This is a genomic window from Actinomadura fibrosa, from assembly GCF_900659615.1.
Classification (GTDB): Bacteria; Actinomycetota; Actinomycetes; order Streptosporangiales; family Streptosporangiaceae; genus Spirillospora; species Spirillospora fibrosa.
In genome coordinates this window covers 24816-50811 of the sequence record NZ_CAACUY010000049.1, presented here as the reverse complement: position 1 = coordinate 50811, position 25996 = coordinate 24816, and the positions used below count along the sequence as shown (strand labels likewise).

Sequence of the window (25996 nt, the reverse complement as noted above, 5' to 3'; positions counted from 1 at the left end):
CCCCCGGATCCGGACGCAGGCCATCACTTCCAGTAACGCTTCACAGCTCAGCGTAGTTGGTGGTCTCGCGGGGGCACCGCGCGCCGTCCGGACGCCGCCCCGGCGGACGCGGCGCTACCGCCGGTGGCGAGGAGCTAGTTGGCGAGGCGCGCCAGCAGGCTCCGGACGTCGTCCTGCAAGGCGGGCGGAATCGCGTCCAGCAGATGCCGCCGGACCGCTTCCGCGTGGATCGGGCGGGCGACCGCGTGCAGCTCGTCGCCCCGGTCGGTGACGACGACCTCCACCCCGCCGTCCACCTCCACCCTGGTGATCAGTCCCCGCTGCGCCATCCGGGTCAGATGGTGGGACAGCCGGCTGCGGTGCCATCCCATCGAGGCGGCCAGCTCGTTCTGGCGGAGCCGCCCGCCGCCCAGTTCGGACACCCGCGCCAGCACGCCGAAGTCGGGGTCCGACAGCCCGGTCGCTCTCGCGATGTCCTCCGCCACCCGGACCCGGACGGCCTCGGCGGCGCTCCTCCACGCCTGCCAGAGCTCCATCTCCGTGGTGTTCAACGCGACCATGCGTCCAGCATAAAAACGACGGGCGCGCCGCTGTCACGGGCGAACGGCCGAAAACCGCGGGGCTGACGCGGACGGGGCGCGGTGTCATGGGAAGCGTCAACCCGGACGGGGTCGCCGTGATGTCACGGTGCGTGTGGGGCGGGCGGTGCGATCTGCGAAAACGTTCGCGCGGGATTCGGCGGGAACTGAACGCCGGAACGCTCCCCAGCCGTACAGCGAGGGTGACAGGCGACTTTCCGGACCGGAGGGAGCCGTCGCGGTGGGCGTCGAGGACGCGTTGCGAGCAGCTGGTCGGATCGGGGTCGAAGGGGCGGGCCTCGTGGCCGGCCCCACCCGTCATGGGGGAGGCGGTGCTGTGGGGGACGGGCCGGGAGGCGATCGTGCGGACGGCGGGAGTCCCGGGCCCGCCGTCGCCGCGGACGGGCGCGGCGGTCTGGTGGTGCTCGGCGAGATCACGCTGCCGGGGGTCCGGCGGTCCGTCGGGTACGCGCGGAGCTTCGTCCGCGACCTCCTGGCGGGCAGCCCGGCGGCGGACGACCTCGTGACGGTGGTGAGCGAGACCGTCGCGAACGCGGTCACGCACACGGCGTCGGGACGGGACGGCGGGCGGGTGTCCGTGGTCCTCGCGGCGGGGCCGGGCGTGTACCGGCTGGAGGTCGCCGACGACGGCGCGGCGGGCGGGCGGCCCTACGTGAAGGCGGAGGTCGGCGCGGAGACGGGGCGCGGGATGCGGATCGTGGACGGGCTCGCGTCCCGCTGGGGGTACCGGGCGGACGGCGCGCGCACGGTGGTGTGGGCGGAGTTCCCGGCCCCGGCGGCGGAGGACCGCCGCCGGGGCCGGGACGGGCTGCCGGAAGGCGGCGCCCGGTGAGGGCGCCGCGCGCGTCAGCGGCCCCGGTTGAGCTGCCGCGTGGGCAGCTGGCGGGCGTTGCGCCGGCCGTTGCCCGCGGCGAAGGCCGCGGAACGGACGTCGGGCGTCCGCCGCTTTCCCTTCTTCTTGGCCTTGGAGAAGGGGTCGGATTCCTGGTTGTGAATGGCACGCATAAAGAAACCACCTCCGAGCACGTCGAATTCGGCCGCGCAGGGGCCGACGAGAAAGAAAGGATGGAAAGGGGCGTGGGCGCACCGGACGTCGCTGGTCGCGGCACCTGCGGGCGAGCAGGGGGCCGGGACCGGCGAAAGAGTGGGGGTGCGCCGTGGCGCCGAGGGTGGGAGCGGGCCGCAGCAGCGCTGCGAGCGGCTCAACCGTGGGATATCAGAGCTCCATGGGGAATAGTTATCCATGAAGCACCCCGCGGTGTCAACCCGTTAGATCTCCTTTTTTCGTGAACCCGGAACGGGGCGAGAGGAGAGACATTGCGACACCGCACAGGGAGGGTCCCTCCGATGGGAAATCCGCGGCCCGACGGGTCTCGCGCAGCGTTCTACGACGCGTCCCGCAGCGCGCCCTACGACAGATCCGACGGCGCGGGCTACCGCACGTCCGACGGCGCGGTCTACGACTCGTCGCGCAGCGGGCCCTACGACACGTCCCGCGGCGGGCGTTCGCGCGGCGGGCGTTCCGGCGCGCCGCGCCGCCGGCGCCGCGGTCTCCTCCGTCCGCTCGGCCTGGCGGGCATCGCGGTCGTCGGCCTGATGGTCGCCGGGAGCCTGTCGGCGTACGGGTACTACTGGAAGCTCCAGAACGCCGTCCAGCACGAGGACGTCGACCGGCTGATCGACGGCAGCCGCCCCGCGAAGCTGAACAAGGCGCTGAACATCCTCGTGATCGGGTCCGACACGCGGGAGGGCGCGAACGCCCGGTACGGGCGGGGCCTGCGGAACAAGCCGCCCGCGTCCGACACGATGGTGCTGCTGCACCTGTCGCCGGGCGGCGGCCAGGCGATCGGGGTGAGCTTCCCGCGCGACCTGATGGTCCCGATCCCCACCTGCACGCGCAAGGACGGGACGAAGGTGCCCGGCAGCGCCGTCGCGATGCTGAACGAGGCGATCGCGCGGGCGGGCCCCACCTGCACGGTCAACACGGTCGAGCAGGTGTCGCGCGTCCACATCGACCACTTCGTGCAGGTGGACTTCACCGGCTTCAAGAAGATCACGTCGGCGGTCGGGGGCGTACCGGTCTGCGTGACGGGCGACGTCTACGACAAGGACGCGGGGTTGCGGCTCACGAAGGGGACGCACCGGCTGGAGGGCGAGCAGGCGCTGGCGTTCGTGCGGAGCCGCAAGGGGTTCGGCGACGGCTCGGACACCCAGCGGATCACGCGGCAGCAGCACTTCTTCGGCGCGCTGGCGAAGGAGGCCATGAGCCGCGGGGTGCTCACCGATCCGAAGCGGATGAACCGGCTGCTCAGCGCGACCGCCGAGTCGCTGACGACGGACAAGGGGCTGTCGGTCCGGGAGATGCTGAGGATCGGGCAGGGGATGCGCGACCTGAACGCGGGGAAGCTGCGGTTCGTGACGGTGCCCTCAGGCCCGTACGCGCCGGACAGGAACCGTGTGGCGCTGACGCATCCGGCGTCCGACCAGTTCTTCACCGCGCTCCGCGAGGACGTGCGGCTCCCGGCGCCGGCCGCGAAGGCGAGCGTGCCGCCGGGCAAGGTCCGGATCTTCAACGGGTCGGGTGTGGACGGGCGCGGGGCGCAGGTCGCGGCGCGGCTCAGGTCCGGCGGCTGGCAGGTCGGCGGGGTCGGCACCCTCAGGTCGGGCGCGACGGCCACCACGGCGTTCTACGGGGCGGGCGCGCAGGCGCAGGCGGCGGCGCTGGCGCGCCAGATGCCGGGCGCCCGCGTCGCGCCGCGCGCGAAGTCCGCTCCGGGCGTCGTCGATCTGGTCATCGGGACGTCGTTCCAGGGCTTCAAGGCGTCCGGCGGATCGGGGGCGTCCGGCGGGGTCCCGGTCCAGCAGGGGGAGAGCCGCGCGAGCGAGGCGGTGTGCGAACCGGTCCGGACCTGACGGCGCGAGCGGCGGACGCCCGCCGGACCGGTCCGTTGAGCAGAACGACCTCGAACGAACATTCCGCCACACCGGTGATGATCTTCGCTTATCGGCATAATCACGCGAATGGCGATGACGCTACCGGTGCGCTTCCGCGGTGACGGCGCGCGCGTGGCCGTGGAGACCGACGCCGCGCACGCGCCGCTGCGCGACTTCCTGCTCAACGACCTGGGCGACGACGCCGCCGCGATCGCCCGGGCCCGGGTGCGGCTGAGCGGCGACCCGTCCGTGCCCTGGCAGGAGCACCACCGCTTCCACCGGCTCGACTACGACGGGTCGGCCGTCCACATCCGCGACATCGGCGGCTGGGCCTCCTGCGCGGTGCACCCGGCCGTCCTCCGGCAGGTGCTGGAGGAGTACCAGCGGCAGGTGGACGAGGCGCGGCACCGCCGCGTCCCGCCCGCCGAGGACGTGGCGACCTCGCTCGCCCTCGGGGCCGCGTCCCCGCGCACCCAGGGCTGGACGCTCGTCCAGACGCCGCGCGCCGCGCTGGAGGACATGGCGGGGCTCACCCCGCACCCCGACCGGTGCCTGCCGCACGGCGTCATGGGGACGGGCTCCGGCGCGTGCTGGGCCGACCTCGCGGTGCTGGACGGCGCGGGGCGGCTGCGCGGCGGCACCAAGACGTTCATGCCGCGCGGCGTGGACGTGGCCCGGCTCGTGATGGAGCTGGGCGAGGCGCTGCCGCGCGCCCGGTTCCTCACGTCCGTCCCCGGCGCGTGGACGGCGGTGATCGCGGGCGTGCCGGTGCACGGCTACGTCGATCCGGACTCCGTCCTGCGGCTGCCGTGCGAGCCCATCCAGGTCGCGGGCGTCGCCAAGCACGTCCTCGTGTTCTTCCCCGAGCTGGCCGGGTCCGGCGTGGACCTGGAACCGGCCGCCGCGCAGGCGGCGGGCTCGGTCGCGACGGTGAACGGGCCCCGGCACGTGCTGACCGCGTTCCTGCTGCACGACGTGCAGTGCCACCGCCACCACCTCGACGTCGTGCGGGCCGCCCGTCCCGGCTGGGAGCACACCGGGAACGCCTGCCACCTCCGGGTGGACGTGCGGACCGTCCGGCTGGAGCACCTCTGGCTCCCCGGCCACGCCTGCGAGCTGCCCACCGGCGACTTCGCCAAGGTGCTCCGGGCCTACGAGGGCCTCATCACCGCCCAATGACCGCCTACCGTAGGGGAAACGATCTAGGAGGGGCGCGATGGCCGTCGCCGGAGACCTCATCGACCGGTTCCTCGGGCTGCCCCGCACGGCGCCCGTCGACTACGGGGTGGCGCGGGACCTGCGCGTGCCGATGCCGGACGGCGTCGCGCTGGTCGCCGACCTGCACCGCCCGCGCGAGGCCGGGCCGCTGCCGGTCGTGCTGATGCGCACCCCCTACGGCAAGCACAGGGCGGACGCGCGGCTGTTCGCCGGCGTCCTCGCGAGGCGCGGTTTCCAGGTCGTCGTGCAGAACACGCGCGGGGTGTTCGGGTCCGGCGGCGAGTTCCGGCCGTTCCACGACGAGAAGGACGACGGGCTCGCCACCCTGGCGTGGCTGCGCGCCCAGCCGTGGTGCGACGGGCGCGTCGCGGCCGCCGGGGGCAGCTACCCCGGGTTCGCCGTGTGGGCGATGGCCCCCTACGCGGACCCGCCGCTGGCGGCGATCGGCCTCGGCGCCACCGCGTCCGAGTTCGCCGGCTCCTTCTATCCGGGCGGCGCGCTGGCGCTGCACAACACGCTCGTCTGGTCGGCGAAGCTCGGCACGCGGGACCCGGCGCGGACCGGCCGCCGCGCGCCCGGCCCGCTGCACGACCGGCGCGTCCGCCGCGCGATGCGGCACCTGCCCGTCGGCGAGGCGGACACGGCGGCGATCGGGCGGCCCGAGCCGTTCCTGCGCGAGGTCACCGCGCACGCCGAGGACCCCGGCTTCTGGGCGGCCACCGACCACAGCGCCGCCGTCGCCGCGACGACCGCGCCCGCCACCATGGCGACGGGCTGGTGGGATCCGTTCCTGCGCCGGCAGCTCCGCGACTTCGCCGCGCTGCACGAGGCCGGACGGCAGGCGCGCATCACGATCGGCCCGTGGGGGCACGACGCGAAGGCCATGTTCGCGATCCTCGCCGACCAGGTGGAGTGGCTGGAGGGCCACCTCATGGGCGACCGCGCGGCGCTCCGCCGCGCGCCCGTCCGGCTGCACCTCCAGGAGTCCGGCCGGTGGCTCGACTTCGAGCGCTGGCCGCCGCCCGGGACGCGGACCACCCCGCTCTACCTCACCGGCGGGCTGAGCTGGGAGCCGCCCGCGGGCACCGCGGACGAACCGGTCGCGTTCACCTACGACCCTCTCGACCCGACGCCGAGTGTCGGCGGCCCGCTGCTGCTGCCCGGGCGGGGCGGGCAGCGGGACAACACCGCGACCGAGCGCCGCCCCGACGTCGCCGTCCTCACCGGCGCGCCGCTGGACCGCGACCTCGACCTGATCGGCCCGGTGTCGGCGACGGTCCACGTGCGGGCGGGCACCGGCCACGGCGACCTGTTCGTGCGGCTCTGCGACGTGGACGGGCGCGGCGTCTCCCGCAACGTCACCGACGGCGTGCTGCGGATCTCCGCGCCGGGGACCGTCCGCGCCGAGGTCGAGATGCACCCGACCGGCTACCGGTTCCGCCGCGGGCACCGGCTCCGCGTCATGCTGGCGGGCGGCGCGTTCCCGCGCTTCGCCCGCAACCTCGGCCGGGGCGAGCCCGCCGGGCGGGCGGTCGCGTCGCGGCGCGTCCGCTTCGAGATCCTGCGGGACGCCGCCCACCCGTCGGCCCTGCACCTGCCCGTCTGGCACGGCTGAGCCCGCGGGGACGGCTGAGCCTGCGGGGGCGGCCGGTCAGCCCATCCGGTCGTACATCTCCTCGGTGCGCCGGACGCGCTCCGCGTCCGCGAGCACGATGAGGATCCGCACCAGCCGGCCGTCCTCCCCGTACTCGGCGTGGACGGGGAACAGCCCGTCGCCCCAGCTCGTCATGAGGCACATCGTCCGCGTGCCGCCGACCTCGATGACGCCCGCCTCGTGCTCGGACGCCCTGACCCGCGCGAGGACCTGCCAGTGGTGAGAGTGGGGGCGGAAGTCGTAGGCGAGGCGGCGGTCCGGCCCGGCGTCGACCCAGGCGCCCACCGCCCGCGCCCGCCGGACGGCCTCCGGGACGTCCAGGCCGGCCCACCCGTACACGCCGTCCTCGCCCGGCGTGCCGAGCGGCGGCGCCTGGAACTCCGCCGCCGCCTCGCCGGCCGAGCGGCCCCAGAACGCGACGTCCGCGCGCCCGTCCACCGGGTTCTCGTGCTCCCACGCGGCGAGGCCGTCCGCGTCGATGAGGCTGAGGCGGGCCGCGTCCACGCCGACCACGCCGAGCCGCCGGAACGTGAAGATCGGGACGTCCTCCACCTCGACCGCGACGACGTCCCAGCGGGCGCCGACGCGGCCGAAGTCGCGCCGGACCGCCGAGACCGTCAGCTCCCGGTCGGTCGGCAGCCCGGCCGCGACCACCATCGGGACGCCGTGCACGGTGAAGCCGTCTCCGCCGGCCTCCGCGGCCCGCTCGGCGCGCTCCCGGTGCGGGACCCGCCGCCCCTCCGGGACGAGCCGCGCGTCCAGGCCGTGCGCGCGGCGGTGCGCCTCGAACGCGGCGACGGTCTCCTCGAGGGCGTGCGCGGGGACGTCGTACAGCCACCGTCCCGGCTGACGGTCGAAGCCGCGCGCCGCCCGTTCGGCGTCCGGGCCCGCGACGGCGAGATCGACGGCGTGCGCCACGCTCTCCCGCGCCTCCGGGGGCAGGCCGTCGAGCAGCTCCGCGGGCATGGCCGGGGCCGCGTCGCCCGACCAGAGCCCGAGGTATCCGGTGTCCGCGACGACCAGCCGGCCGGACGGGCAGGTGATCGTGCCGAGCGCCACCTCTGTGATCATTCGGGCAGTATGTCGGCCTCCGTGCCCGCGCGCAGCTCCTCGTACTCCCGCAGCACCTTCTTGCGGGCCCGCGCCGAGAGGCGGTCGATGTAGACCCGGCCCTCCAGGTGGTCGGTCTCGTGCTGGAGGCAGCGCGCGAGCAGGCCCGTCCCCTCGACCGTCACCGGCTTCCCGGCCACGTCGAGGCCGCGCACCGTGGCCCGGTCGGGACGCGCGACCCGCGCGTGCGGCCCCGGCACGGACAGGCACCCCTCCTCGTCGTCGTCCAGGCGCCGCTCGTCCAGCGGCGGCAGCTCCAGGACGGGGTTGACGACCACGCCCTTGCGGCGCTCGCCGCCGTCGTCCGGGCAGTCGTACACGAAGATCCGCAGATCGACGCCGACCTGGTTGCCCGCGAGCCCGACGCCCTCCGCCGCGTACATGCTCGCGAACATGTCCTCGGCCAGCTCCGCCAGCGCCGCGTCGAACTCCTCGACCGGCCGGCACGCCCGGTGCAGGACCGGAGTCCCCACCAGGGTGATCGGCCGCACCCGTCCCGCCATGCCCGTCCTCCTCAAGGCTCGTGTCGCACCGGTGTCCATCTTCGCGGTTCCGGGCGCCCGGCCCGCACCGTCCGAGGGGGACACCGCGCGCACCTGCCTCTCGTCGCCGCTTCGTCGCGCCGGGCGGGCCGCTCGGCGCAGGCGCCGGGCCGTTCGTCGACGCGGGCCGCCGAAGCGTCCCGGAGCGGGTGCGGGGTCGCTACTTTCGACTCATCCGCCGGCCGGCCGACGTGATCCCGCTCCATGGAGAGCGGGCCGCTTCGGGGGGAGCGGTACGCCCGGTGAAGGGCGCCGCGGCCGGGCCGGTGGAACGGGGGGAGAGGGGTCACTTCGGGGGGAGTGGCCCCTCCGCCCGTCCCCGGCCGGCGGGGGACAGCCGCCTGTCGCCCGGGTCCAGGCGGACGAGGTGGTGCAGCAGGAGCAGCAGCTCGATCCGGCGGTCGGGGTCGGTCATGACGCCGCCGAGGACCTCCTCCAGGCGGCGGATCCGGTACCGGACGGTCTGCTCGTGCACGAGGAGCCGCTCCGCCGCCGCCACCGCGTTGTCGCGGCACTCCATGTAGGTGAGCAGCGTCCGGGACAGCGCGTCCCGCCGGTGCGGCGGCAGCGCCATCAGCGGCGCGAGCCGGTTGCCGAGCGCGACGTCGAGGAGCTCCTCGCTCTGCGCGGCGACGAGGCTCGGCAGGTGGTCCAGGCAGCGCAGCGGCTCCTTGCCCGGCAGCACGCCGCGCTCGATCAGCGCGAGCCCGCACCGCGCCCAGCGCAGCGACAGCGCCGCCCGCGCCGGCGGGACGGTCGGGCCGATCGCCGCCGAGCGGGCCGTGCCGATCGCGGCGAGCCGCCGGTCCCGTCCCGGGCCGTCCGGGTCGGGCCAGATCAGGTACGGGGCCGGAGCGTGCCAGTCGGCCAGGAAGGCGGGCGGCAGCACCGGCACGGCCCGGTCCGGGTCCGGCCGGACCGCGACGGCGGCGAGCGTCCTCGGCGTCTGCCAGCCCGCCGACCGCGCCAGCTCCTCGATCGCCTCCGCGCTCGCCGGCGGGTCCATGACCAGCAGGTCGCGGAGCCGCCCGCGGTACCGCTCGCGCTCGCCGGCCAGCTCGCCCTGCGCCCGCGCGTACCCCTGCCCGGCCGCGCTCGCGACCCGCTCCAGGAACACGAACAGCGACTCGGTGATGAGGCCGAGGGTGTCCAGCGACCAGCCGAGCCGCCGCGCGTCCTTGATGAACCGCCGGCACGCGACCTGGCCGCACACCCGGATCGCCGTCTGGAGGCCGTCCAGGCTGCGCCCGGAGCGGGCCTCGTGGGCGCCGATGCGCTCGAAGATGCGGGTCACGGCGTCCCAGGCGATGTCCTGCCGGCCGAAGGCGTCCACGAACAGCCGGACGGCCTGCTCGACGGCCCACCGCATCCGGCGCCCGTACCGGCTGTCGGCCGGGCGCGCGTACTCCGGCACGAGGCCCTGGATCTCCTGGACCATCTCCAGCGCGGCGGCCTCCAGGTGGGGGCGCAGCGGTTCGGCGAGCCCCACGGGTACGTCGCGGAGGGGGAAGTCCGAGGCGGCGGACGAGCTGGAGCGTCCCATGGCGCCCTCCCGAGACAGCGTCCCCCGTGCGGATTCCGGCCCTCTCAGGGTCGGCTCCCGCCGGGTCGAGCGATAGCGGGCGCGGTATGTTTCGGCACCCGCGGATTTGTCACCTCGGTGACGAATGCTCGCGACCGTCGATGACGGCGAGGAGCTCCCGCAGGGTCTCGCGCTGCTCGGCGGACAGGGGTGCGAGCACCTCCCGCGCGGCCTCGCGGCGGATCCCGTGCAGGCGCTCGCGGACGGCCCGCCCCTCCCCGGTCGGCTGGACGAGCAGCGACCGGCGGTTGGCCGGGTCGGGCGTGCGCGTGACGAGCCCGGACGCCTCCAGGGCGTCCACGAGCGTGGTGACCGAGCGCGGCACCACGCCGAGCCGGTCGGCGAGCTCGACCATCCGCAGCGGCCCGTCCGCGCCGACGATCACCCGGAGCGCGCGGGCCTGGGACGGGGTCAGCCCGAACGGGGCGAGCCGCTCGGACTGCTGGTGGCGCATCCGCTTGGCCGCCCGGAGGAAGAGGTCGGCCAGGTCATCGTCCATGATTCCGAGTCTAGCTCATGATTCAGCGGAATAATTGTGAGCTAACCTCAGTTAGAGTGGCATCGCCTGCGGCGTCGGCGCCCCCCCGGCGCCGGCCCGGCGGGCACGTTCCCTACAGCAAGGAGCCCCCCGTGCGTCCGACCGATCATCCGAGGGACGGCGAGCGGCGGGTCGACCGCCGCCGGATCCTCCGCCTGTTCCGCCCCTACCGCGGCCGCCTCGCCGTCGTCGCGCTGCTCGTCGGCCTGTCCTCGCTCGTCTTGCTCGCGTCCCCGTTCATGCTCCGCCACGTCCTGGACGTCGCGCTGCCCGAGGGCCGCACCGGCCTGCTGACCCTGCTCGTCCTCGGCATGATCGCGGTGGCGGTCGCGACCAGCGTCTTCGGCGTCCTCCAGACCTACATCTCGACCGGGGTGGGGCAGCGGGTCATGCACGACCTGCGCACCGCCGTCTACGCGCACCTCCAGCGGATGTCGCTCGCGTTCTTCACCCGCACCCGCACCGGCGAGGTGCAGTCGCGGATCGCCAACGACATCGGCGGGATGCAGTCGACCGTCACCTCCACCGCGACGTCGCTGGTCTCGAACTTCACCTCCGTCACCGCCACCGTCGCCGCGATGCTCGCGCTGGACTGGCGGCTGACCCTCGTCTCCCTCACCACGCTCCCGTTCTTCGTGTGGATCAGCCGCCGGGTCGGCAACGAGCGGCGGCGCATCACCGGGCGGCGGCAGCGCCAGCTCGCCGCGATGTCGGCGATCGTCGAGGAGTCGCTGTCGGTCAGCGGCATCCTGCTCGGCCGCACGATGGGCCGGTCCCGCGCCCTCACCGACCGGTTCGCGGACGAGTCGCGCGGCCTGGTCGACCTGGAGATCCGCGCGAGCATGGCCGGGCGGTGGCGGCAGTCGACGATCCAGATCGTCATGTCGGCGATGCCCGCGCTGACCTACTGGGCCGCCGGGCTCACCGTCTCGCGGGGGCACCCGCTCGTGTCGATCGGCACCCTGGTCGCGTTCACGACGCTCCAGACCAGCCTGTTCCGCCCGACCGTCCAGCTCCTCCAGACCAGCGTGGACGTGCAGAGCTCGATGGCCCTGTTCGGCCGCATCTTCGAGTACCTGGACCTGGAGCCCGACATCGAGGAGCCCGCCGAGCCGCGCCCGATGCCGCGCGTCCGCGGCGACGTCCGCTTCGACCACGTCGGCTTCTCCTACGAGCCCGGGAAGGACGGCGCCGACGCGCTCACCGACATCGACCTGACCGTCCCGGCGGGCACGTCCCTGGCCGTCGTCGGCGAGACGGGCGCGGGCAAGACGACGCTGAGCTACCTGGTGCCGCGCCTGTACGACGTGACGTCCGGCAGCGTCTCCATCGACGGCGTGGACGTGCGGGACATGGCGTTCGCCGACCTGGCCGCCGCCGTCGGCGTCGTCTCCCAGGAGACCTACCTGTTCCACGCCTCCGTCGCCGACAACCTCCGCTTCGCCAAGCCGGACGCGTCCGACGCGGAGCTTCGGGCGGCGGCGCGCGCCGCCCAGATCCACGACCACATCGCCGGGCTCCCCGACGGCTACGACACGCTCGTCGGCGAGCGCGGCCACCGCTTCTCCGGCGGCGAGAAGCAGCGCCTCGCGATCGCCCGCACGATCCTCCGCGACCCGCCGGTCCTCGTCCTGGACGAGGCGACCAGCGCCCTCGACACGCGGACCGAGCACGCCGTCCAGCAGGCCGTGGACGCCCTCGCCGCGGGCCGCACCACCATCACCATCGCCCACCGGCTGTCCACCGTCCGCGACGCGGACCAGATCGTCGTCCTCGACGGCGGGCGCGTCGCCGAGCGCGGCACGCACGCCGAGCTGCTCGCGCTCGGCGGCCGGTACGCCGCGCTGGTCTCCCGCGACGACGCCCTCACCGCCGCATGAGAAAGGCCGGGATTCCGCAAAGAAACCGCCTCCGCGCTGCACGAATCGTTCAAGCGGCCACCCGCGAGATGATCTCTCCATTATCTTGTTCGGGTCGCCTCTGTGAGAATCTCGACGGCGTGTCGAATATGACGTCCGCTCATTTACCGGACCCTTGCGGATCTCAGAAAACTTGACGCGGCGGACGTCGACTTCACCGCCGCAATGCGGAATCGTTCACCGCATGGATTCACGAATTCGAGCCGCCGCCACGGCCGGTCCGACCGGCTGGCTGCTGACCTTTCTCAACGCCCGCGAGCATGCCCTGCGCACCCACTCCGGACTCGCCGCCGGACCGGCCGAATGGCTGCTGGTCTTCCTGGAGGTCGAGCGCGCCGAACTGGCCGGCCGGCAGCGGCCCGCCCTGCTCTCCCGCCGGGGCCGGTCCGAGGAGTACCCGTTCGGCCGCCTGAACGCCCGTAGCGCATAGAGCGGAAGCCATGATCATCGAAATGTTGCTCGCCGCCCTCATCGGCGGCGCGGTCGGGGTCGCCGAGCTCGTCGCCCGGTACCGCGACAAGCCGATCGCGGCGCTGCTGTCGCCGGGCGGGATCCTGTTCGTCTTCGTCAACACGAGCGCCTCCATCGTCGCCCTGATCGCCATCACGGCGCTCGGCTGGACGTTCGGGCTGCCGGAGACGATGCCCCCGACGACCGCCGTGGTCGTCCGCGTGCTGGCCGCCGGGATCGGCTCGGCCGCCATCCTGCGCATGTCGTTCGCCCCGGCGCAGAGCCGGGCGACCGGCACCGGCCCGATCGCCCTGCTCAACGGCATCCTCCGCATCGCCGACGGCGAGCTGGAGCGCAAGCGCGCCCTCAGCCGCCTCTCGCACAACGACCTGTCGGGGCTGTCGTTCGAGCACGACCACGCGGCCCTCGCCGAGCTGTGCTGCCACCTCATGCGCGAGTTCGACCTGAGCGAGGCCCAGCGGCTCGGCGGGCTCGCCGCCGAGCTCAGCCACCGCGAGGACCTCACCGACGCCGACAAGCTCGACTGCTGGGGCCTGGAGCTGACCCGGCTGGTCGGCGAGCGCGCCCTGCGCCAGGCCGCGCGGCGGCTGCGGGACCGGCCGCGCGAGGAGGCCCGCGTGCCCGTGCCCGAGGACGAGCGGCTCGCCCCGGTGGCGGCCGAGAGCGACTACTCGGCCGAGCCCTCGGCGGGGCCGCTGCGCCCGCCGGCGGCGAAGGCGTCCCGGCTCGCCGCCAGCACCGCGGGGCGGATGGAGCGCAAGTCCTTCAGCGACGCCTGACCCGACGTGAAATGCCGGTGTGCCCGCACGGGGGCACACCGGTTATTTCATACCCGCACTATTTCTGCCGGGAGGTCAGCGGTGACGCGTTCTCCGGCTTGTCCCTTTCTTCCAGGGCCGCGGCGATCCGATGCAGTGCCTCCGCCATCGAGATCAGCGCCTGCACCTGGGCCGCCGCCATGAGATTACGCGGCGAGGGATCGGCCGCCTGCGCCTCCGCCGCCGCGTCGCACGCCTGCTGGCTCCACCAATGCACCCGGCGATTCTATTCGGGACGCACGGCGCGGAACATGCCGCCGCGCCGCCGCCCGCCGGGGCCACGACTCAGGAAAGGCATTGCCAGGTGAACACATGGCCGCGGGTGCCCGCGGATCCCGGGCCGGCGAACGCGGCGCGGGCCGAGCCGGGCGCGGGGCACCCCCGCTGGGCCGCGAAGCCGGTCCGGCGGCTGACGGCGGGCGAGCTCGCCGAGGCGCTGGAGTACCTGGAGCGGCACCACCCGGACGACGACGTCCTGGGCCGCGCGCTCGCGGGCGAGTTCGCCCGGCGCACCGCCGCCGAGTACCGCACCGTCCCGGCCAAGCACGCGCGCCCCTGACGGCCTCCGGGCGAGCCCGGGGGCCTACGGGTTCTGGGCGAGCGTCCTGGACGCGGGTTCGCGGGCGGGTGGGGGGTAAGAGGCCGTTCGTCCCTTATCGTTCCTGTCGGGCCGTCAGCGCCGACGGCCGCCGGCCGCTTGGGCGCCGATGCCGCCGCCCCAGGAGTGATGCACATGAACACGCCTCCCGTTCAGCCCTCCGTCCCGCCCTCCGCGGCGGGGGCGCCCGACCGCGACGCGGTGCTGCGGGCCGTGGAGCGGCGGGTCCTCTGGCTCGCCACCGCGATCATCGACCACGCGAACCGGGTCCGCCCCAACCGCACCGGGCTGAAGGTGGGCGGCCACCAGGCGTCCAGCGCCTCGATGGTGTCGATCATGACGGAGCTGTGGTTCGAGCGGCTCCGGCCCGGCGACCGGGTCTCGGTGAAGCCGCACGCGTCCCCGGTGCTGCACGCGATCAACCACCTGCTGGGCGAGCTGGACGCGGAGTACCTGACGACGCTGCGGTCGTTCGGCGGGCTCCAGAGCTACCCGTCCCGCGTGAAGGACCCCGACCCCGTCGACTACTCCACCGGCTCGGTGGGCATCGGCGCGACCGCGCCGATCTGGGGCGCGCTCGCGCGGCGCTACGTCTCCTCCGTCGCCGGGGACGCCGGCACCGGGCGGCAGTACTCGCTGGTCGGCGACGCCGAGCTGGACGAGGGCGCCTGCTGGGAGGCGATCCTCGACCCGATGGTCCGGGACCTCGGCGAGGTCGTGTGGATCGTCGACCTCAACCGGCAGTCGCTCGACCGGGTCGTCCCGGAGATCGGCGCGGGCCGCCTCCGCGGCATGTTCGCCGCCGCGGGCTGGCAGGTCCTCACCGTCAAGTACGGGCGCCTGCTGGAGGAGCTGTTCCGCCGCCCCGGCGGCGACGCGCTCCGCCGCCGCATCGACGAGATGACGAACCCCGAGTACCAGCGGCTGCTGCGCTGCGACGCCGCGCAGCTCCGCGAGCGCCTGCCCGACGGCGACGCGCTCCGCGACCTCGTGAGCACCCTGGACGACGCGACCCTGCACGCCGCGATCCGCAACCTGGGCGGGCACGACCTCGGCGCCCTGCGGCAGGCGTTCGACGAGATCGACGACACCCGCCCCACCGTCGTCTTCGCCTACACGGTGAAGGGCTACGGGCTCGCCACCGAAGGCCACCCGCAGAACCACTCCGCCCTCCTCACCGCCGACCAGCTCGCCGAGCTGGCGGCGCGCGTCGGCGCGGACCCGGCCGACCCGTGGGCCCCCTTCCCGGAGGACGGTCCCGAGGCGGCCCTGTGCGCCGCGACCGCGGAACGGCTGCGCCGCGAACCCGTCGCGCCGTCCGTGCCGCCCGCCGTCCCGGCCGACCTGGGACGGACACCGTCCGGGAAGAAGTCGACCCAGGCCGCCCTCGGCCGCACCCTCCTCGACCTCACCCGCGCCGCCCCGGACGCCGCCCGCCGCGTCGTCACCCTCTGCCCGGACGTCAGCTCGTCCACGAACCTGGGCGGCTGGGTCAACAAGGTCGGCGTCTGGGCCGCCCGCGAGCGCCGCGACTGGTTCGAGGACGACCCCGAGACGATCCTGCACTGGCGCGAGCGGCCCACCGGGCAGCACCTGGAGCTGGGCATCGCCGAGACCAACCTCGTCGGGCTCCTCGGGGAGCTCGGCGCCACCTGGTCCCGCTGGGGCGAGCCGCTCCTGCCGATCGGCGTGCTGTACGACCCGTTCGTGGAGCGGGCTCTGGAGCCCTGGTCGTTCGGCATCTACGCGGGCGGCCAGTCCATCCTCGTCGGCACCCCGTCCGGCGTCTCGCTCGCGCCGGAGGGCGGCGCCCACCAGTCGATCACCACGCCGTCCGTCGGCCTGGAGCAGCCCGGCTGCGTCACCTACGAGCCCGCGTTCGCCCTCGACGTCGAGTGGACGCTGCTGGCGTCCCTCGCCCGCCTCGGCCGCCCGGACGGCACGTCCGCGTACCTGCGGCTGTCCACCCGCCCCGTCGACCAGGCCCTCGCCGCCGTCCCGGACGACCCGGCCGCCCGCGAGCGGCGGCGCCGCCAGGTCGTCGCGGGCGCCTACCCGCTGCGCCGGTCCCCGTCCGCGGACGCCCCGGCCGTCACGATCGCGGCGATGGGCGCCCCGCTGCCCGAGGCCCTCGCCGCCGCCGACCGCCTCGAATCCCTCGGCACGCCCGTGGACGTGGTGTGCGTGACCAGCCCCGGCCTGCTCTTCGACGCCGTCCAGGCCCGGACGGGACGCGCCGGCGCCGAGACCTGGATCCTCGACGCCGCGTTCCCCGCCCGCCGCGCCGCGCCGCTCGTCACCGTCCTCGACGGGCACCCCCACACGCTGGCGTTCCTGGCCGGGGTCAACGGCGTCCGCTCCGTGCACCTGGGCGTGTCGAGCTTCGGGCAGTCCGGCGACCTGGACGACCTCTACCGGCACCACGGCATCGACGCCGACAGCATCGTCGCCGCGGCCCTGGACCTGCTCTAATCCCGAGCGCCCCCGGCCGGGTCAGGGCTGGCCGGGGACGATGAGGCCGGTCTCGTAGGCGACGATGATCGCCTGGGCGCGGTCGCGGAGGTCGAGCTTGGACAGGATCCGCGCGACGTGCGTCTTCACGGTGGCCTCGCTGAGTCGCAGCTCCCGCGCGAGCTCGGCGTTGCTGAGCCCGCGCGCCAGCCGCTGGAGCACCTCCAGCTCGCGGGACGTCAGCGGGGACAGGTCGCGGTGCAGCGCGGCGTCCCGGTCGTCGCGGGCGGCGAACCGCTCGACGAGCCGCCGGGTGATGGACGGGGCGAGCAGCGCGTCCCCGGACCGGACGAGCCGGACGGCGGCGACCAGGTGCTCCGGCGAGACGTCCTTCAGCAGGAAGCCGCTGGCGCCCGCGGTCAGCGCGGCGTACACGTACCGGTCGAGGTCGAAGGTCGTGAGCATGATGACGCGCGGCGGCCCGGCGGCGCCGGACAGGATCCTCCGGGTCGCCTCCAGGCCGTCCATGCCGGGCATCTGGATGTCCATGAGCACCACGTCCGGCCGGGTGCGGCGGACGGCGCCGACGGCCTCGGCACCGTCGGCGACCTCGGCGACCACCTCGATGCCCGTCGCGCTGAGGATCATCGAGAAGCCGGTGCGGACGAGCGCCTGGTCGTCGGCGATCAGCACGCGGGGCGGGTCGGTCACCGCGCCTCCAGCGGGAACCTGGCGCGCACCCGGTAGCCGCCGCCGGGCCGGGGCCCGGCCTCCAGCGTGCCGCCGTAGACGGCCGCCCGCTCCCGCAGGCCGATCAGCCCGTGCCCGCCGCCCGTCCGGGCCGCGGGTGCGGCGCCGCCGCCGGTGTCGGTCACCTCGACCAGCAGCGCGCCGGGGCCGTGCTCGACGGAGATCCGCACGGCCGCGCCCGCGGCGTGCTTGAGCGCGTTGGTCAGCGACTCCTGGACGACCCGGTACGCGGCGAGGTCGATGCCGGCGGGCAGCTCCGCCGGTGTCCCGGTCTCGGTCAGCTCGACGTCCACGCCGGTGGCGCGGACCCGCTCGGCCAGCGCCGGGACCTGGTCGAGGCCGGGCTTCGGGGCGAGGTCGAGGTCCTCCGGCGGACGCGCGGCGTCGCCGTTCATCGTCAGCAGGCCCATCGCGTGGCGCAGCTCGGTCATCGCGGCGCGCCCGCCCGACTCCACCGCGAGCAGCGCCTCCTGCGCCCGCTCGGGCGCCTCGCGCATCACCATGCGGGCCGCACCCGCCTGAACCACCATCACGCTGACATTGTGGGTCACCACGTCGTGGAGCTCCTGCGCGATGCGGGAACGCTCCCGCTCGACCGCGCGGAGCGTGGCGGCGTCCCGCTCGGCCTCCAGCGTCCGGACCCGCTGCTTCCACGTGTGGATCGCGTTCGCCGCGAGGCCGATCGGGATCAGCACGATGAGGGTGACCAGGCCGGGCCGCAGCTCGGGCACGTTGGCGTCGTGGCCGGCGGCGATGAGCACCGCCCCGACCGCCGCGGCCGTCACCGCGGGGCGGTGGTAGGGGCTGTACATCGCGGCGCTGTAGGCCGCGATCACGCACGAGGCGAAGGTGAAGGTCGGATCGAACGACCGGCCGGAGTGGTACAGCAGCGTCGCCCACAGCACGACGGAGAAGGCGGCGAGCGGGTAGCGGCGCCGCAGCACCAGCGGCAGCGCGGTCAGCGCCGCCAGCAGGACGTACAGGGTGAGCTGGGCGTGCGAGGGCGGACGGTCCCCGATGGAGATGTCGGCATGCGGGCCCCGCTCCGGCGGCGAGAACCGGTCGGGCGGCAGGGGCGCGTCGGGCGGCAGGGGCCGGTCGGGTGGCGGGGGGCGCTCGCCGTCCACGCGGAACACGGCGGGCGGCGCCGGCCCGTCCTGCGCGTTCGCGTTCAGCGTCCCGTTGACGGTGGCGAGCAGCAGCAGGACCGCCAGCACGGCGTCGGCCGCCCACGCCCAGCGGGACAGGCGCGGGGGCAGCCCCATGGCCGGCCGCCGCAGCGCCCGCCACAGCTCCCGCCGGCGGTCCGCGAAGCCGGGTCTCTGCACGGCACCAGAATCGCAAAGCGGCCGGACCGGTGCATCCTTCCGGCGGTGGGCTCCCGCGTCCGCGCGGACTACATCGCGGGGATGACGCCCCGCGGCGTCCGCCGCGCGGTGTACCGGATTGCATCAGCGCGGGCGACGCGGCGGCCGCCTCCGCCTCCCTACCGTCGGGGTCCCACCGGACGGCGAGGAGCCCCTCATGATCGAGATACGCGGCGTCAGCAAGGTGTACGACGGGAGCAGACCCGCCCTGGACGGTCTCACCCTGGACGTGCGGGCGGGGGAGGCGCTCGCGGTGCTGGGGCCGTCCGGCAGCGGGAAGTCGACGCTGCTCAACCTCGTCGCCGGGCTCGACAAGCCCAGCGCCGGCAGCGTCACCGTGGACGGCGTCCGCGTCGACGAGCTGGCCGAGGCCGCGCTCGCGCGCTACCGGCGGGCCCGGATCGGCATGGTGTTCCAGTTCTTCAACCTGCTGGACGACCTGACCGTCCTCGACAACGTGCTGCTCCCGGCGCAGCTCGCCCGGACCGCCCGCGGTGAGGCCCGCTCGCGCGCGGCCGAGCTGCTGGAGCGGCTCGGGATCGCTGGGCACGCCCGCGCGTTCCCCGGCCGCCTCTCCGGCGGCGAGCGGCAGCGCGTCGCGGTCGCCCGGGCGCTGATGAACCGGCCGCCGCTGCTGCTGGCCGACGAGCCGACGGGCGCGCTCGACACCGCGTCCGCGGCCGACGTCCAGGAGCTGCTGACCGGTCTCAACGCGGACGGCCAGACGATGCTGCTCGTCACTCACGACACCGCGCTCGCGACGGCCTGCGCGACCCGGACGATCGAGCTCGTGGACGGCCGGATCGCCGGATCCACGACCCCGCGGGGCTTGGACCCCGGAGGCGGTGGCGCTCCAGCCGGAACCGGGCTCCAGGCCCCCGAAGGCTCCCGGCCGGAACTCGGCGGCGTCCCCTCCAGGGACGGGCACCCGGGCTCCCAGGGCTTCCGGCACGGAAGCGGGACCGGCGGGCGGGCCGGACGGTGAGCGCGCTCGGCAAGGTGGTCCGGGCCGGCGTCGGCCGGCGCCGCGTCCAGACGGTCGTGACGGTCCTCACCACGATGATGGCGGTCACCGCGTCGGTGCTGGCCGCCGGGCTGATCGTGGAGTCCAGCGGCCCGTTCGACCGTGCCTTCGCCCGGCAGCACGGCGCGCATCTGGCGGTCCGCTTCGACGGCGCGAAGGCGACCCCCGCGCAGCTCGCCGCGACCGCCCGCGTCCGCGGCGTGACGGCCGCCGCCGGTCCCGGCCGCGTGTTCTCGCTGCGCCCGCGTCCGGAGGGCGCGCCGGAGGGCGCCGACATCCCGCCGCTCACCGTCGCCGAGCGCGCCGCCGCGGGCGGGTCCGTCGACGTCCTCGACGTGACCCAGGGCCGCTGGGCCGCCGCCGCGGGCGAGATGGTGGCCGCCGCGAACACGCCGTTCCGGGTCGGTGACACGCTGGCGTTCCCGGACGCGCCGGGCCGCCCCCGGCTGACCGTCGTCGGGAAGGCGCGGTCGGTGGGCAGGACCGCGGACGCCTGGGTGGCGCCGGCGCAGGCCGCGGCCCTCGTGCCGCCGGGCACGGCGCCCGCCTACCAGATGCTCTACCGCTTCGCCGCCGCGGACACCGACGCCCAGGTCGCCGCCGACCGCGCCGCGGTCACCGCCGCCGTGCCGCCCGGATCGGTGACCGCGGCGGGCTCCTACCGGACGGCCCGGCACCTCGTGACCCGCGAGTCCGCCGTCTACGTGCCGTTCGTCGTCGCCTTCGGCGTGCTCGGCCTGTGCATGTCCGTCCTCGTCATCAGCGTCGTGGTCAGCGGCGCGGTCGGCTCCGCCACCCGCCGCATCGGCATCCTGAAGTCGCTGGGCTTCACCCCGGCGCAGGTCGTCCGGGCCTACGTGGCGCAGGCGGTCATCCCGGCGGCGGTGGGCACGATCCTCGGCACCGTCTGCGGCAACCTGCTGGCGATCCCCGCCCTGCATCACGAAGGCGACGCCTTCGACACCGGCACCGACGCGACCGTCCCCCTGTGGATCGACATCGCCGTGCCGGCGGCCGCCCTCGCCGTCGTCGCCGTGACCGCGCTCGTCCCCGCGCTGCGGGCCGGGCGGCTCCGGGCGATCGAGGCGACCGTCCTCGGCCGCGCCCCCCGCGCCGGGCGCGGCCGGGCGGTCCGGCGGCTGCTCGGCCGGCTGCCGCTGCCCCGCCCGGTCAGCATGGGCCTCGCCACCCCGTTCGCCCATCCGGCACGGTCCGCCGGGATGGTCGCGGGCGTGGTGCTCGGCACCGTCGGGATCACCTTCGGGCTCGGCCTCGGCCTCTCCCTGGACCGCATCGACGCGGGCCTCGAACGCCGCTCGCCCGGCGCCGTCGAGGCGCACACGATGGGCCGGCCCGAGCCGGGGGCGCCGCCCAAGGCCGCGGACCCGGACGCGGTCGCCCGCGCGATCGCCGCGCAGCCCGGGACCCGGCGGTACGTGCGCATCACGCGCAGCGAGGTCGGCGTGGCCGGGCTGTCGGGCTCGGTCGCCGTCAGCGCCTATTCCGGCGACGCGTCCTGGGCGTCCTACGAGATGATCTCCGGGCGCTGGTTCACCGGCCCCGGCGAGGCCGTCGTGCCGTCCGGCTTCCTGAAGACCACCGGGACGCGCCTCGGCGACACGGTCACGCTCACCAACGGCGCACGCCACGTCACGCTGCGGCTCGTCGGCGAGGCCCTCGACCTGAGCGACGAGGGCAGGTCGGTCCTGACCGACGCCCGCTCGCTCACGGCCCTCGGGCTCAGGACGGACACGCCGATGACGCGGTTCGCGATCGACCTCGCGCCCGGTACCGACGCGCGGTCCTACGCCGACGGGCTCGACCGCGTCCTCCGGCCGATCGGCGGTGGCGCCGAACCCGACGAGCAGGAGTCGAGTCCCGTGGTCATCGCGATGGACAGCCTGATCGGCATGCTGACGCTGCTGCTCGCGGCCGTCGCCGGGCTCGGCGTCCTCAACGCGATCGTGCTGGACACCCGCGAGCGCGTCCACGACCTCGGCGTCCTCAAGGCCCTCGGCATGTCGCCGCGGCAGACGGTCGCGATGGTCATCACGTCCGTCGCCGGGATCGGGCTGGTCGCCGGCGCGATCGGCGTCCCGCTCGGCGTCGCGGTGCACTCGGCCGTGCTGCCCTCGATGGGCGACGCGGCGGGCACCCGGATGCCGTCGTCGGTCCTCGCCGTCTACGACGCGCCGCTGGTGGCCCCGCTCCTGCTGGGCGGCGTGGCCATCGCCGTCCTGGGCGCCCTCCTGCCCGCCGGATGGGCCGCCCGCACGAGGACCGCGACCGCCCTCCGCACCGAGTGAGAAAGCGGCGGACCCTGGAGGCCCCCGTCCGGGCCTCCAGGGTCCGCCCGGCGGTCAGCTGTTCCGGGACGACGCGGCGCGCCGCGGCCTGCGCCGCGGCGAACCGGCCCGCGCCCGCTGCGGCTCCCGCTGGGAGTCCCGCTGCGGCTGCGGCTGCGGCTTCCGCTCGGCGCGGCGCGGCTGGGGGGCGGGCCTCGTCGCGGGGGCGAGCGGCTCGTCCGACGGGGGCCGGGCGCCCGTGACGCGCGCCAGCTCCGGGTCGCCGGGACGCACCGACGCCGTCGCCGGGACGATCCCCGCCGCGGCCATCAGCGCCTTCATCTCGCGGCGCTGCTCGGGCAGGACGAGGGTCACGACCGTGCCCGTCCGCCCCGCGCGGGCGGTGCGGCCGCCGCGGTGCAGGTAGTCCTTGTGGTCGGCGGGCGGGTCGATGTTGACGACCAGGTCGAGGTCGTCGACGTGGATGCCGCGGGCCGCGACGTTGGTGGCGATCAGGACCGGGACGTCGCCCGTCCGGAAGCCGTCCAGCGTCCGGTTGCGCTGCGACTGGGTCTTGCCGCCGTGCAGCGCCGCCGCGCGGACGCCGCGCGACGACAGCTTGCGGACGAGCCGGTCCGCGGCGTGCTTCTTCGCCACGAACATGATGACGCGGCCGTCGCGGGCGGCGATGTGCGCGGCGGTCTCCTGCTTGTCGTCCTCGGCGACGTGGAGCACGTGGTGCTCCATCGTGGTGACCGCCCCGGCGGACGGGTCGACCGAGTGCGTCACCGGGTCGGCCAGGAAGCGGCGGACGAGCTGGTCGACGTTGCGGTCCAGCGTCGCGGAGAACAGCATCCGCTGCCCGCCCGCCGGGGTCCGCTCCATCAGCCGGGTGACCTGCGGGAGGAAGCCCATGTCGGTCATCTGGTCGGCCTCGTCCAGGACGGTGATCTCCACCCGGTCGAGCCGGCAGTCGCCGCGCTCGATCAGGTCGGCGAGCCGTCCCGGGGTGGCGATCAGCACCTCCGCGCCCTGCCGCAGCGCGGACGCCTGGCGCGCGATCGACAGGCCGCCGACCACGGTCGCGGCCCGCAGGCGCACGGCCGCCGCGTACGGGGTGAGCGCGTCGGTGACCTGCTGGGCCAGCTCCCGCGTCGGGACGAGGACCAGCGCGAGCGGGCACCGGGACTCGGCGCGGCGGCCCGCGAGCCGGGCGAGCGCGGCGAGGCCGAAGGCGAGGGTCTTGCCGGAGCCGGTGCGGCCCCGGCCGAGGACGTCGCGTCCGGCGAGGGCGTTCGGCAGCGTCGCCGCCTGGATGGGGAACGGCGCCGTCACGCCCTCGCGGGCGAGCGTCGCGAGCAGCGCCTCGGGAAGCGGCAGATCCTGGAACGCGGCGACGGGCGGCAGCCCCGGCGTGGACGGACCGGCGGGCGCCGGCTCGGCGGCACGGCCCGGCCGCTGGGCGGGACGCTGGGCGGGGCGGCGGCGGGCGCTGTCGGAACGGGGCCGCGGGGAGCGGCCTCCGGCGTTCGGGTGGGCGGTACGGGGCATGGCGAAAGCCTTCCTCGGTGATGGCACGTGTCGAGGAGTGCTCCGCTGCTCCGAACCGGGCGGCCTCAGCGGGCCGGGCGAAGAAATCTCAGAAACGAACCGGGTACGGCGCGCGGCGGTCGTGCCGCGCATGTGCTGGAGCGCCCTGAGATCACTCTGGGACGCTCTGAAGCGCTTCGGGGCGCCCTGGATCACTCTGGGGCGCTTGAGGTGCTTGGGGGCGCACAGGGCGCCGAGAGGCCGGATACGCCGGCCTCGGGGTGCCGAAGCCGTCCGGACGGACCGGACGCTCCGGCGAGCCGGTGCCGTGGCGGGCGGGCACGGGGCCGCGCCCGCCGCGGCGCGGGCGTCACGCGGGAAGGATGTTCTCCGCCTGCAGGCCCTTCTGGCCCTGGGTGACGTCGAACGACACCTTCTGGCCCTCCTGCAGCTCACGGTAGCCCTGCCCCGCGATGTTGGAGTAGTGGGCGAAGACGTCGGCGCCGCCGCCGTCCTGCTCGATGAAGCCGAAGCCCTTTTCCGCGTTGAACCACTTGACGGTACCGGTGGCCATGATGGTCTCCTCTGGGGTCTCAAGTCCCGGTCCCGCGCCTTAGGGGAGCCGGAGACGCCGCGATGGCCCATCCGGAAGATCCAGAACAACAAAAATGCGCCTGACGAAGGATCCGGCAGGCGCACACAAATGTCTATGGGAACCGCAACGGCCACCACACTACCACACGGTTCACGGAACCGGCCCCGCAACGTGCACACCGGGCCTCCGCAGGATGAAAATCCAGATCAGAAGCCGATGCGGGTCCCGTCACGGCCCGGACGGGCGCATACTTGCGGTAATGAAACCTTCCGGAGCCGCGCGACGGCGACACCTGCCCACCAGTCCCTTCCAGCCACCGCCACCGGCCGCGCCCGCCAAGGAGTTCGGCGTGTCGGACCGGGTCACCCACGACAAGTACGGCCTCGGCCGCGTCGTCGAGGTCGAGCGCAACGCCGTCCTCGTCGACTTCGGCGAGCGGACGGTGCGGATCAGCGCGCCGTACGCGAAGCTCTTCCTGCTCTGAGACCCCACCGGCCGCGCCGCCCCGCGTCCGGTGGCGTCCGGCCGCGCGCCCTGCCGTCCGTCCACGCGGACGGGACCGGGCGGCGTCCGCGACGCGCGCCCGGCGCCGGGGCCTCCGGCGTGCTCAGGCCGCGGCCGAACCACCGTCGTCGGCCGGGCGGAGCGCCGCCTCCGCGACGGACCCGCGGACCGTGAAGGCGTCCCGCAGCCCGGTCATGCTCAGCAGCCTCGTGAGGTGCGGGTCGGGGGCGGCGAGGACGACGCCCGCGCCCCTCGCCTCCGTCCGCCGGCGCGCGCCGACGAGCATGGCGAGGCCGGACGAGTCGCAGAAGGTCACGCCCGAGAGGTCGATGACGACCAGCGGCCCCGGGTCGCGCATGACGGTGTGCAGGCGCTCCCTGAGGTGCGGGACGGAGGCGGCGTCGAGCTCGCCGTGGAGGGCGACGACCGTGTGGTCGGTGAACCGCTCGCGGGTCAGCGCTGCCGTGCCGGTGGAGGTGGTGCCGGGGTGTTGCGGCGTCATGGCGCCGTACCTATCCGAGCCCCCGAGGGAGATCATTGTGTGGGACCAGGGTGGCGCCGGCTTGGCCGCCCGCGTCGGGAACCCCTCGTCCGCGCCAGAGTCTACGCCTCCCGCCCCGCACGGTGATCGAGCGCGCGGAGGCGGGCGTCGAGGGCGTCCAGATCGGTGACGAACCACACGTGCCCGCCCGCGTTCGACTCGCGGACCAGCGCGCGCAGCGCCGAGCTCGCCGCCAGATGCTCCGAGATGTCGCCGACGACGGCGAGGCGCAGCCGGTAGTTGGCGAACTTCTGCATGAGCTCCCCGGCGAAGCGGGTGCCGAGGGAGAAGAACCCCTCGTCCAGCCGGGTCGCGGGCACGGCGACGACCTCGGCGCCGAGGAACGCCGCGCCGATCAGGTCCAGGCCGTCCCGCTCGGTCGCCACCGGCGGCCCGTCCGGGTCGCACACGAGCACCTGCGCGCCCGCCCGCTCCTCGATCACGTCAGGCATCCCCGTCCTCCCCGCGCGGCAGGCCGCCGCCCTCGCCCAGCAAGCCGCCGCCCTCGCCGAGCAGACCGCCGCCCTCGCCGAGCAGGCCGTCGATGAGCCCCAGGACGCCGGCGGTGGTGGCGGCGTCGCCCAGAATCACGATCTTCATCCGCTCCCGTTCCTCGTCGTGCACGACCTGGACGCGCAGCGGCACGGCGGAGTCCCGCCGGCCGTTGACCCCCGCCAGCACGAGCGTGCCGATGCGGTCGGCGGCGGCCCGGCCGACGCCGTCCACCTGCACGATGCTCGACACCTCGACCGGCCCGGCGGGCGCCGCGGCCGGGGACCGCCCGGTCAGCTCCGCCAGGTCGCGGTGCGCGATCCGGTACTGCTTGCCGATCCGGACGGCCTTGAGCCGCCCGGCGCGGATGTAGCCGCGCACCGTCCGCACATGCAGGCCGAGGAGGTCCGCGACCTCCTCGACCGAGTACATTCTCTCCGTCATCACTCCCTAAATTACCGTCTATAGGGAGTG

The 25996-nt window shown here is 75.1% G+C and carries 26 protein-coding genes; 12 read left to right on the top strand and 14 right to left on the bottom strand.

Annotation, left to right across the window (positions count from 1 at the left end; genetic code table 11):
* Nucleotides 1–134: 134 nt before the first annotated feature.
* On the bottom strand, nucleotides 135–560 hold the full coding sequence (locus E1300_RS19055; protein ID WP_131758369.1) for a MarR family winged helix-turn-helix transcriptional regulator: 426 nt from the start codon (nucleotides 558–560) through the stop codon (nucleotides 135–137).
* A 355-nt stretch (nucleotides 561–915) separates the two neighbouring features.
* Between E1300_RS19055 and E1300_RS19050 the strand changes: the two genes are divergently transcribed.
* Nucleotides 916–1431, top strand: a complete 516-nt coding sequence (locus tag E1300_RS19050) for an ATP-binding protein (RefSeq protein ID WP_165502905.1) — start codon at nucleotides 916–918, stop codon at nucleotides 1429–1431.
* A gap of 14 nt (nucleotides 1432–1445) precedes the next feature.
* Here the strand turns inward: E1300_RS19050 and E1300_RS50130 are convergent, their stop codons facing one another.
* Nucleotides 1446–1604: a hypothetical protein gene (locus E1300_RS50130; protein WP_165502904.1), complete on the bottom strand. Its 159-nt coding sequence runs from the start codon at nucleotides 1602–1604 to the stop codon at nucleotides 1446–1448.
* 342 nt (nucleotides 1605–1946) lie between these two features.
* Between E1300_RS50130 and E1300_RS19045 the strand changes: the two genes are divergently transcribed.
* The 3 genes from E1300_RS19045 to E1300_RS19035 all read left to right on the top strand — a co-directional run bounded on the left by E1300_RS19045 (nucleotide 1947) and on the right by E1300_RS19035 (nucleotide 6366).
* Nucleotides 1947–3512, top strand: coding sequence for an LCP family protein (locus E1300_RS19045; RefSeq protein WP_131758367.1), 1566 nt, complete (start codon nucleotides 1947–1949; stop codon nucleotides 3510–3512).
* A gap of 108 nt (nucleotides 3513–3620) precedes the next feature.
* Nucleotides 3621–4712 (top strand): hypothetical protein, encoded by a 1092-nt coding sequence (locus E1300_RS19040; protein WP_131758366.1) that lies wholly within the window; start codon nucleotides 3621–3623, stop codon nucleotides 4710–4712.
* Nucleotides 4713–4749: 37 nt separating this feature from the next.
* Nucleotides 4750–6366 carry a CocE/NonD family hydrolase gene (locus tag E1300_RS19035; RefSeq protein ID WP_131758365.1) on the top strand — a complete coding sequence of 539 codons (1617 nt, stop codon included), beginning with the start codon at nucleotides 4750–4752 and terminating at the stop codon, nucleotides 6364–6366.
* A 36-nt stretch (nucleotides 6367–6402) separates the two neighbouring features.
* Here the strand turns inward: E1300_RS19035 and E1300_RS19030 are convergent, their stop codons facing one another.
* The 4 genes from E1300_RS19030 to E1300_RS19015 form a co-directional block, all read right to left on the bottom strand.
* A complete protein-coding gene (locus tag E1300_RS19030; RefSeq protein ID WP_207399840.1) occupies nucleotides 6403–7476 on the bottom strand; it encodes a hypothetical protein in 1074 nt (357 codons plus the stop codon).
* Nucleotides 7473–8018: a peptide deformylase gene (def, locus tag E1300_RS19025; protein ID WP_131758364.1), complete on the bottom strand. Its 546-nt coding sequence runs from the start codon at nucleotides 8016–8018 to the stop codon at nucleotides 7473–7475. Before def ends, E1300_RS19030 begins: the two co-directional genes overlap by 4 nt.
* Nucleotides 8019–8343: 325 nt before the next feature.
* A complete protein-coding gene (locus E1300_RS19020) occupies nucleotides 8344–9600 on the bottom strand; it encodes a PucR-like N-terminal domain-containing protein (RefSeq protein ID WP_131758363.1) in 1257 nt (418 codons plus the stop codon).
* 109 nt (nucleotides 9601–9709) lie between these two features.
* The gene (locus tag E1300_RS19015) at nucleotides 9710–10138 is read right to left on the bottom strand and encodes a MarR family winged helix-turn-helix transcriptional regulator (RefSeq protein ID WP_131758362.1); all 429 of its coding nucleotides are present in this window, start codon (nucleotides 10136–10138) and stop codon (nucleotides 9710–9712) included.
* Nucleotides 10139–10269: 131 nt separating this feature from the next.
* Between E1300_RS19015 and E1300_RS19010 the strand changes: the two genes are divergently transcribed.
* The 3 genes from E1300_RS19010 (at nucleotide 10270) to E1300_RS19000 (ending at nucleotide 13346) form a co-directional block, all read left to right on the top strand.
* Nucleotides 10270–12057 (top strand): ABC transporter ATP-binding protein, encoded by a 1788-nt coding sequence (locus E1300_RS19010; protein ID WP_278045366.1) that lies wholly within the window; start codon nucleotides 10270–10272, stop codon nucleotides 12055–12057.
* Nucleotides 12058–12280: 223 nt separating this feature from the next.
* Entirely contained in the window at nucleotides 12281–12526 is a 246-nt protein-coding gene (locus tag E1300_RS19005) for a hypothetical protein (RefSeq protein WP_131758360.1), read from the top strand.
* A 10-nt stretch (nucleotides 12527–12536) separates the two neighbouring features.
* Nucleotides 12537–13346 carry a hypothetical protein gene (locus tag E1300_RS19000; RefSeq protein ID WP_131758359.1) on the top strand — a complete coding sequence of 270 codons (810 nt, stop codon included), beginning with the start codon at nucleotides 12537–12539 and terminating at the stop codon, nucleotides 13344–13346.
* Between the two features lie 58 nt (nucleotides 13347–13404).
* Here E1300_RS19000 and E1300_RS18995 read toward each other — a convergent pair whose 3' ends face one another.
* Nucleotides 13405–13602, bottom strand: coding sequence for a hypothetical protein (locus tag E1300_RS18995; RefSeq protein WP_131758358.1), 198 nt, complete (start codon nucleotides 13600–13602; stop codon nucleotides 13405–13407).
* An 87-nt stretch (nucleotides 13603–13689) separates the two neighbouring features.
* Between E1300_RS18995 and E1300_RS18990 the strand changes: the two genes are divergently transcribed.
* A complete protein-coding gene (locus tag E1300_RS18990) occupies nucleotides 13690–13944 on the top strand; it encodes a hypothetical protein (RefSeq protein ID WP_131758357.1) in 255 nt (84 codons plus the stop codon).
* Nucleotides 13945–14118: 174 nt separating this feature from the next.
* Nucleotides 14119–16455, top strand: coding sequence for a thiamine pyrophosphate-binding protein (locus E1300_RS18985; RefSeq protein ID WP_131758356.1), 2337 nt, complete (start codon nucleotides 14119–14121; stop codon nucleotides 16453–16455).
* Between the two features lie 21 nt (nucleotides 16456–16476).
* Here E1300_RS18985 and E1300_RS18980 read toward each other — a convergent pair whose 3' ends face one another.
* Nucleotides 16477–17145 (bottom strand): response regulator, encoded by a 669-nt coding sequence (locus tag E1300_RS18980; RefSeq protein ID WP_131758355.1) that lies wholly within the window; start codon nucleotides 17143–17145, stop codon nucleotides 16477–16479.
* Entirely contained in the window at nucleotides 17142–18512 is a 1371-nt protein-coding gene (locus E1300_RS18975) for a sensor histidine kinase (RefSeq protein WP_242619235.1), read from the bottom strand. The genes E1300_RS18980 and E1300_RS18975 overlap by 4 nt, the downstream gene beginning before the upstream one ends.
* A 196-nt stretch (nucleotides 18513–18708) precedes the next feature.
* On the opposite strand from E1300_RS18975, the gene E1300_RS18970 reads away from it, so the two are divergent.
* Nucleotides 18709–19536 carry an ABC transporter ATP-binding protein gene (locus E1300_RS18970; RefSeq protein WP_131758354.1) on the top strand — a complete coding sequence of 276 codons (828 nt, stop codon included), beginning with the start codon at nucleotides 18709–18711 and terminating at the stop codon, nucleotides 19534–19536.
* Nucleotides 19533–21881 carry an ABC transporter permease gene (locus E1300_RS18965; protein WP_131758353.1) on the top strand — a complete coding sequence of 783 codons (2349 nt, stop codon included), beginning with the start codon at nucleotides 19533–19535 and terminating at the stop codon, nucleotides 21879–21881. The genes E1300_RS18970 and E1300_RS18965 overlap by 4 nt, the downstream gene beginning before the upstream one ends.
* Before the next feature lie 54 nt (nucleotides 21882–21935).
* Here the strand turns inward: E1300_RS18965 and E1300_RS18960 are convergent, their stop codons facing one another.
* Nucleotides 21936–23411: a DEAD/DEAH box helicase gene (locus E1300_RS18960; protein ID WP_131758352.1), complete on the bottom strand. Its 1476-nt coding sequence runs from the start codon at nucleotides 23409–23411 to the stop codon at nucleotides 21936–21938.
* A gap of 349 nt (nucleotides 23412–23760) precedes the next feature.
* Entirely contained in the window at nucleotides 23761–23964 is a 204-nt protein-coding gene (locus tag E1300_RS18955; protein WP_131758351.1) for a cold-shock protein, read from the bottom strand.
* Nucleotides 23965–24334: 370 nt separating this feature from the next.
* Here E1300_RS18955 and E1300_RS53460 point away from each other — a divergent pair, with 370 nt between their 5' ends.
* Nucleotides 24335–24469: a hypothetical protein gene (locus E1300_RS53460; protein ID WP_278045365.1), complete on the top strand. Its 135-nt coding sequence runs from the start codon at nucleotides 24335–24337 to the stop codon at nucleotides 24467–24469.
* Between the two features lie 123 nt (nucleotides 24470–24592).
* Here E1300_RS53460 and E1300_RS18945 read toward each other — a convergent pair whose 3' ends face one another.
* The 3 genes from E1300_RS18945 to E1300_RS18935 all read right to left on the bottom strand — a co-directional run bounded on the left by E1300_RS18945 (nucleotide 24593) and on the right by E1300_RS18935 (nucleotide 25966).
* A complete protein-coding gene (locus E1300_RS18945; RefSeq protein ID WP_131758349.1) occupies nucleotides 24593–24991 on the bottom strand; it encodes an STAS domain-containing protein in 399 nt (132 codons plus the stop codon).
* Nucleotides 24992–25092: 101 nt separating this feature from the next.
* Nucleotides 25093–25482 carry a DUF4180 domain-containing protein gene (locus E1300_RS18940; RefSeq protein WP_131758348.1) on the bottom strand — a complete coding sequence of 130 codons (390 nt, stop codon included), beginning with the start codon at nucleotides 25480–25482 and terminating at the stop codon, nucleotides 25093–25095.
* Entirely contained in the window at nucleotides 25475–25966 is a 492-nt protein-coding gene (locus E1300_RS18935) for a helix-turn-helix domain-containing protein (RefSeq protein ID WP_207399839.1), read from the bottom strand. Before E1300_RS18935 ends, E1300_RS18940 begins: the two co-directional genes overlap by 8 nt.
* Nucleotides 25967–25996 lie beyond the last annotated feature (30 nt).

Excerpts from the sequence above, each read along its gene's own strand:
- E1300_RS18945 (WP_131758349.1), bottom strand. The coding sequence starts at position 24,991 with ATGACGCCGCAACACCCCGGCACCACCTCCACCGGCACGGCAGCGCTG.
- E1300_RS19055 (WP_131758369.1), bottom strand. The coding sequence starts at position 560 with ATGGTCGCGTTGAACACCACGGAGATGGAGCTCTGGCAGGCGTGGAGG.
- E1300_RS18985 (WP_131758356.1), top strand. The coding sequence starts at position 14,119 with ATGAACACGCCTCCCGTTCAGCCCTCCGTCCCGCCCTCCGCGGCGGGG.
- E1300_RS18935 (WP_207399839.1), bottom strand. The coding sequence starts at position 25,966 with ATGACGGAGAGAATGTACTCGGTCGAGGAGGTCGCGGACCTCCTCGGC.
- E1300_RS19000 (WP_131758359.1), top strand. The coding sequence starts at position 12,537 with ATGATCATCGAAATGTTGCTCGCCGCCCTCATCGGCGGCGCGGTCGGG.
- def (WP_131758364.1), bottom strand. The coding sequence starts at position 8,018 with ATGGCGGGACGGGTGCGGCCGATCACCCTGGTGGGGACTCCGGTCCTG.
- E1300_RS19040 (WP_131758366.1), top strand. The coding sequence starts at position 3,621 with ATGGCGATGACGCTACCGGTGCGCTTCCGCGGTGACGGCGCGCGCGTG.
- E1300_RS18955 (WP_131758351.1), bottom strand. The coding sequence starts at position 23,964 with ATGGCCACCGGTACCGTCAAGTGGTTCAACGCGGAAAAGGGCTTCGGC.
- E1300_RS19030 (WP_207399840.1), bottom strand. The coding sequence starts at position 7,476 with ATGATCACAGAGGTGGCGCTCGGCACGATCACCTGCCCGTCCGGCCGG.
- E1300_RS18970 (WP_131758354.1), top strand. The coding sequence starts at position 18,709 with ATGATCGAGATACGCGGCGTCAGCAAGGTGTACGACGGGAGCAGACCC.
- E1300_RS19005 (WP_131758360.1), top strand. The coding sequence starts at position 12,281 with ATGGATTCACGAATTCGAGCCGCCGCCACGGCCGGTCCGACCGGCTGG.
- E1300_RS50130 (WP_165502904.1), bottom strand. The coding sequence starts at position 1,604 with ATGCGTGCCATTCACAACCAGGAATCCGACCCCTTCTCCAAGGCCAAG.
- E1300_RS19035 (WP_131758365.1), top strand. The coding sequence starts at position 4,750 with ATGGCCGTCGCCGGAGACCTCATCGACCGGTTCCTCGGGCTGCCCCGC.
- E1300_RS18960 (WP_131758352.1), bottom strand. The coding sequence starts at position 23,411 with ATGCCCCGTACCGCCCACCCGAACGCCGGAGGCCGCTCCCCGCGGCCC.
- E1300_RS19045 (WP_131758367.1), top strand. The coding sequence starts at position 1,947 with ATGGGAAATCCGCGGCCCGACGGGTCTCGCGCAGCGTTCTACGACGCG.
- E1300_RS19020 (WP_131758363.1), bottom strand. The coding sequence starts at position 9,600 with ATGGGACGCTCCAGCTCGTCCGCCGCCTCGGACTTCCCCCTCCGCGAC.
- E1300_RS19015 (WP_131758362.1), bottom strand. The coding sequence starts at position 10,138 with ATGGACGATGACCTGGCCGACCTCTTCCTCCGGGCGGCCAAGCGGATG.
- E1300_RS18940 (WP_131758348.1), bottom strand. The coding sequence starts at position 25,482 with ATGCCTGACGTGATCGAGGAGCGGGCGGGCGCGCAGGTGCTCGTGTGC.